Source organism: Brochothrix sp. (genome assembly GCF_017549435.1).
GTDB classification, from domain to species: domain Bacteria; phylum Bacillota; class Bacilli; order Lactobacillales; family Listeriaceae; genus Brochothrix; species Brochothrix thermosphacta.
The window spans coordinates 1-5,466 of sequence record NZ_JAFYUW010000168.1; the positions used below are offsets into that span (position 1 = coordinate 1).

The 5,466-nt window shown below is 36.4% G+C and carries 5 protein-coding genes; 3 read left to right on the top strand and 2 right to left on the bottom strand.

Annotation, left to right across the window (positions count from 1 at the left end; translation table 11 throughout):
• Positions 1-851: MFS transporter (locus IKV95_RS10660; RefSeq protein ID WP_287451820.1), on the bottom strand; the 851-nt coding region annotated here is incomplete at its 3' end.
• A gap of 301 nt (positions 852-1,152) precedes the next feature.
• Between IKV95_RS10660 and IKV95_RS10665 the strand changes: the two genes are divergently transcribed.
• A complete protein-coding gene (locus tag IKV95_RS10665) occupies positions 1,153-1,743 on the top strand; it encodes a peptidylprolyl isomerase (protein WP_029091925.1) in 591 nt (196 codons plus the stop codon).
• 30 nt (positions 1,744-1,773) lie between these two features.
• Here the strand turns inward: IKV95_RS10665 and IKV95_RS10670 are convergent, their stop codons facing one another.
• Positions 1,774-2,961 (bottom strand): MalY/PatB family protein, encoded by a 1,188-nt coding sequence (locus IKV95_RS10670; RefSeq protein ID WP_069125649.1) that lies wholly within the window; start codon positions 2,959-2,961, stop codon positions 1,774-1,776.
• 193 nt (positions 2,962-3,154) lie between these two features.
• Here IKV95_RS10670 and IKV95_RS10675 point away from each other — a divergent pair, with 193 nt between their 5' ends.
• Together IKV95_RS10675 and IKV95_RS10680 are read left to right on the top strand one after the other, a co-directional pair.
• Complete coding sequence (locus IKV95_RS10675; protein ID WP_029091926.1) at positions 3,155-3,496, top strand: CvfD/Ygs/GSP13 family RNA-binding post-transcriptional regulator; 342 nt, start codon at positions 3,155-3,157, stop codon at positions 3,494-3,496.
• A 159-nt stretch (positions 3,497-3,655) separates the two neighbouring features.
• Positions 3,656-5,008, top strand: coding sequence for a glucose-6-phosphate isomerase (locus IKV95_RS10680; RefSeq protein ID WP_287451822.1), 1,353 nt, complete (start codon positions 3,656-3,658; stop codon positions 5,006-5,008).
• Positions 5,009-5,466 lie beyond the last annotated feature (458 nt).

Consider the following 5,466-nt stretch of genomic DNA (forward strand, 5'->3'; position numbering starts at 1 on the left):
ATTATTTTTTCATAACCATGTTGATCACCTAAAATACCCCACCGTCGCGTCATAATTAAGTTACCAAAACCAGTTGCTGAAAATGCGAGCCCTGAGAGTAACGCGATGTTATTGGTGTGCGGTGCGAGTTCTTTAACATATAAAGCTAACAATGGTTGTAAACTAAAGTTTGCGATTTGTACCATACTGGTTGCGACCATCATCATTAACAGTACACGTATATGTAGGATGTATGAAATTGTGTTTGGAACTTTTTCGCTTTTCTTTGAAGTAGCAGTATGTGACACAGTATCTTTCAAAACAAAGACAACAAGAAAGAAAACAACCAGTAACGAAGCACTGCTTATGTAGAATGTTTGTTGAAAGCCGAATACATCGGCAAGATAACCTCCGATTAGAGGACCAAATAACATACCAGTAACACTACCTAGTTGTAAGGTACCAAGCACGCGACCGGATTCTTCACGTGGTGTTTGTCTAGCGATAAAAGCATTTGAAACACCGACGAATCCCGTTACAATCCCCATGAATATTCTGAGGAAAAAGAGATGTGACACTGAACTTACTTGGCCCATTAAAAAGAGCGAGATAGATAAGCCTAATGATGTGAAAATCAGAATAGGTTTGAAGCCATGACGGTCACCAATTTTCCCCCATAGAGGTGAAACAAGGAAGGCGGCAAGAAAAGTCACGCCAAAAATATAGCCAGACCAACGTTGGACAGAATCTTGTGAAAAGTTACCGAAGGTTTCAATATATAAAGATAAGAAGGGCATAATCATTGTCATACTGATTGAAACCAGAAAATTGGCACCCATTAACAAGTATAGATTTTTTTTCTTTTGAGACATAAAAAGCAAATCCTTTCTATTTATATTTGTCATATTAAATTAGGAAAAATGCAACGCTTAAAAGGGATAACCTTACGAACAAATAATTGATGTTTAAGGTAAGTAGTCACCTTACATCTTATATCGAGTAATAGTATGAAATGAAACTGTTTTTAATATAGCGTCACTGATTTGTGTAGCTGTTCCTTTACTTTTAGGCGCAGTGAATAAAAAATTATCCCACAGTTATAAATTTTTCGTTTGGTTATAAGGTTGTTCAATGTTAAAATAAAGTGAAATAAATTATAAAGGAGATTGAATTATGTCATTCCCACAATTAACAACTGAAGTACAAGAAAATGAACGCCTTGTTGCGTTTGAAACAAGTAAAGGTACAATTAAAATTAAACTTTTCCCTGAGGAAGCACCAAAAACTGTAGAAAACTTTTTAACTCACGTTGAAAATGGTTACTACGATGGTTTAATTTTCCACCGTGTTATTAAAGATTTTATGCTCCAAGGTGGCGACCCAACAGGAACTGGTATGGGCGGCGAAAGCATCTGGGGAAGCTCTTTTGAAGATGAATTTTCTCGCAACCTCTTTAATTTCCGTGGTGCGTTATCAATGGCAAATGCTGGACCTAATACAAACGGTAGTCAATTCTTTATCGTTCAAGCAAGTGAAGTGCCTAAAAACATGACACGTCAAATGAAAGATGCAGACTTCCCGGAAGAAGTTGTTAATGCGTATAAAGAAAATGGTGGTACGCCATGGTTAGACTACCGTCATACAGTCTTTGGTCAAGTAGTTGAAGGTATGGATCTTGTTGATCTTATCTCAGATGTACCAAAAGGTGCACAAGATCGTCCTGTTGAAGATGTTGTGATCAACACAATCAAAATTGTAAAATAATAGGTATGATAATGAAGCATTAGCTATCTCTTAAAGAGGAGGGCTAATGCTTTTTTCTTTGACACCTAATTCTTTAAAGGCAGCCACAATTTTAGTGATTCCCTCTGTTACAAGTACTGATGAAGTGGCGATATTGACGCGAATAAAACCATCACCTTCGATGCCGAATTGAGAACCCGGTGTGACACCCACACCTTGTTTTGCTAATTCCGCCATTACAGCATTTTCTACGATGCCTGTTTTACGATAATCAATCCACAATAAATAAGAAGCATCCAGTGGTGTTGTTTCTATATAAGAGAGTGTTTGTAAAAGATTGTGTGAAAGAGTGATCATTTCGGTTAAGTGTGTACGTAGTTCTTCTAACCAATCGCCCCCAGTCTGATAAGCAGCAGCCATAGCAGCAGCTCCAAAACGATTGATTGATGGATAAGAGCGTTGTTTGCGGATTTGTTCTAAGCGTTGTTGTAAAAGCGGGTCCTCACAAATCATAAAGGCAGCATTTAACCCTGCTAAATTAAATGTTTTTGAAGGTGCCATTAACGTGACGGTTTTCACCGTTTTTAAATCCAAAGAAGCGGTAGGTGTATGCTTTTTAAAAGCGAGGTCTGCATGGATTTCATCTGATATAAGCGACACTTGATGGCGGTCACATAAATCGATGACGTGTTCCAGTTCAGTTTGCGACCAAATACGTCCAGCAGGGTTATGTGGTGAACAAAGTAAAAATACGGTCGTTTTTGGATCCGCTAGTTTTAAGGAAAGGTCAGTGAAATCAATTTCATAACGATTGTTGTTGTAATTCAAAGGCGAAGTCACAATATTTCTATTGAGTAGTAAAGGAACCTCGCTAAAGGGATGATAAACAGGTGGTGTGATGAGGACGTTCTCGCCTGGATTTGTGAGCGCCTCAATAGCGACCGAAATACCGGAAACAACATTATGGTTATAGATGATGCTAGTTGAATCGATTTTCCATTGGTAATGCGACAACAACCAAGCTTGAATTGCTTTATTAGTTGATTCAGGCACAAACGAGTAGCCGTAAATGTTGTGATCAACAACGGATTGTAAAGCTTTAGTTACGCCTATCGGTGGTGCGAAATCCATATCTGCTACCCACATAGGGAGGACATCCGTGCCATATATTGCTGTGGATTGATCCCATTTTATAGAGTTTGTCTTTTTACGAGTAATTAAATGATTAAAATCAGTCATGATTGATCGCACCTTTCTGTTTTTTTAAGGACTATTTTAATTGTACATCAATATCAATGCCAATAAAAATATAAAAGCGCATAATATAGTAGAAGCTAATTGAATTTTGAAGAAGGTAGAAGATGCTTAGTAAGGGCTAAAAGTGCTATAATTAAAACAATTAAAATATATCAGATTAGAAAGAAGGCACATTATGGCTAAGTTCAAGGTTGGTGACGTTGTTGAGGGAACTGTGGATGGCATACAAAAGTATGGCGCATTTATTAAATTTCCTGATGAGACACAAGGATTGATACATATTTCCGAAGTGACACATGGTTTTGTCAAAGATATAAATGACTACTTGCACGTAGGTCAGAAAATCAAAGTGGAAATCGTTAGTATGGAAGAAGATAAGAAACGTATGAGTTTATCTCTGCGAGCGATGGAAGATCATGAGAATAGCGAAGAGGGTAAAGCAGGATTCGAACCATTAAGAAAACAAATGCCAATTTGGATTGATGCTTTTTTACCAAAAGATGGGATTAGCGAATAGCACCTCTAGTGTTGTTGATAAAACAACATGTTAATTACGAGAAAGAATTCGTCACAAACTATTCGTAAATTAAATGTCAATTGAAGTATTTTTTTATTGAAAAAAGCACGTCATTGGTATAAGGTTAGTATGTTAATAAAAAATACTGGAGGTTTCGAAATGACTCATATTAAATTTGATTATTCAAATGCGTTGAAATTTTTCGGTCAACATGAAATGGACTATCTACAAAGTGCTGTAACAGCTGCCCATAATGATTTACATAATGGTACAGGTGTTGGTAACGACGCACTAGGTTGGATTGACTTGCCAACAAACTACGATAAAGAAGAATATGCTCGTATTCAAGCAGCTAGCAAAAAAATCCAAAGCGATTCAGAAGTATTAATCGTAGTCGGTATCGGTGGTTCTTATTTAGGAGCACGTGCAGCTATTGAATTTATTAAAAGCTCATTTAACAACGTCGACAGCAAAGAAGTTCGAAAAGCTCCACAAGTATTCTTTGCAGGTAACAGCATTAGCTCTACCTATTTACATGATCTAATCGAATTTGTTAAAGATAAAGATTTCTCGGTTAACATCATTTCAAAATCAGGTACAACAACAGAACCAGCATTAGCGTTCCGCGTGTTGAAAAACTTGTTAGTAGAAAAATATGGTAAAGAAGAAGCAAAATCACGTATTTATGCTACAACAGATAAAGCAAAAGGTGCATTGAAAACAGAATCTGATAACGAAGGTTACGAAACGTTTGTTGTACCAGATGATATCGGTGGCCGATTCTCAGTGTTAACAGCAGTAGGTCTTTTACCAATTGCAGCAGCTGGAATCGATACGGATGCTATCTTAGCAGGTGCACGTCAAGCAAGTGAAGACTTACGTAGTCCGAAAATCTCTGAAAACATTGCTTACCAATATGCAGTAGCGCGTAATGTTTTGTACAGCAAAGGTAAAACTGTTGAGATGTTAATCAACTATGAACCAAGCTTGCAATACTTTAACGAATGGTGGAAACAATTGTTTGGCGAAAGTGAAGGTAAAGATCAAAAAGGTATCTATCCTTCGTCAGCAAATTACTCAACAGATTTACACTCTTTAGGTCAATATGTTCAAGAAGGTCGTCGTATTCTTATGGAAACAGTCGTTAAAGTTGTAGAACCACGCTTTGATATTGATATTCCATCTGATGAAAAAAATCTTGATGGTTTGAACTTCCTTGCTGGTAAAACAGTTGATTATGTAAATGAAAAAGCTTTCCAAGGTACTTTGTTAGCACATACTGATGGTGATGTTCCTAACTTTGTAGTAGAAATCCCTAAATTAGATGAATTTTCTTTAGGATACTTGATTTACTTCTTTGAAAAAGCAGTTGGCCTTTCTGGTTACTTATTAGGAGTTAATCCATTCGATCAACCAGGTGTTGAAGCGTACAAGAAAAATATGTTTGCGCTTTTAGGAAAACCTGGTTTTGAAGCAGAAAAAGCTGAACTAGAAGCCCGATTAGATAAATAAATATTAGCTAAACCGCTTGGGGACTATATTCCTGAGCGGTTTTATCTTTTTTTTGATTTAATACACATAAAAATGTTGCCAAAAGTATTGGTTATCATATATACTAAGTAAACAGTTCGCAAAAACATATGCACTATCTAGAAGCGGTTTAAATGTTTCTTATGAGAAAAAGTTTTTTATTAAGAAAAACTGTTGACATATAAATGCGTAGCTGATATGATAGTATTTGTTGAGTGAGAGACGCTTATAGCAAGCGAAACACCTGCTAAACATTATTTAAAATAATGTTGACACAGAGCACACAACGTGATAGTATTAAGAAGTTGTCAGCGAGAGTTTGACAGCGATTGACCTTTGAAAACTGAATGAACGAAAAGACATATTATATGCTTAAACTCTTCGGAGTTTAACCAATTAATTTCGTAACGCAAACAAGTAACAAATTTTTAGCTAGCGAA

Coding starts and splice junctions, on each gene's coding strand:
- IKV95_RS10665 (WP_029091925.1), top strand. CDS start 1,153: ATGTCATTCCCACAATTAACAACTGAAGTACAAGAAAATGAACGCCTT.
- IKV95_RS10670 (WP_069125649.1), bottom strand. CDS start 2,961: ATGACTGATTTTAATCATTTAATTACTCGTAAAAAGACAAACTCTATA.
- IKV95_RS10675 (WP_029091926.1), top strand. CDS start 3,155: ATGGCTAAGTTCAAGGTTGGTGACGTTGTTGAGGGAACTGTGGATGGC.
- IKV95_RS10680 (WP_287451822.1), top strand. CDS start 3,656: ATGACTCATATTAAATTTGATTATTCAAATGCGTTGAAATTTTTCGGT.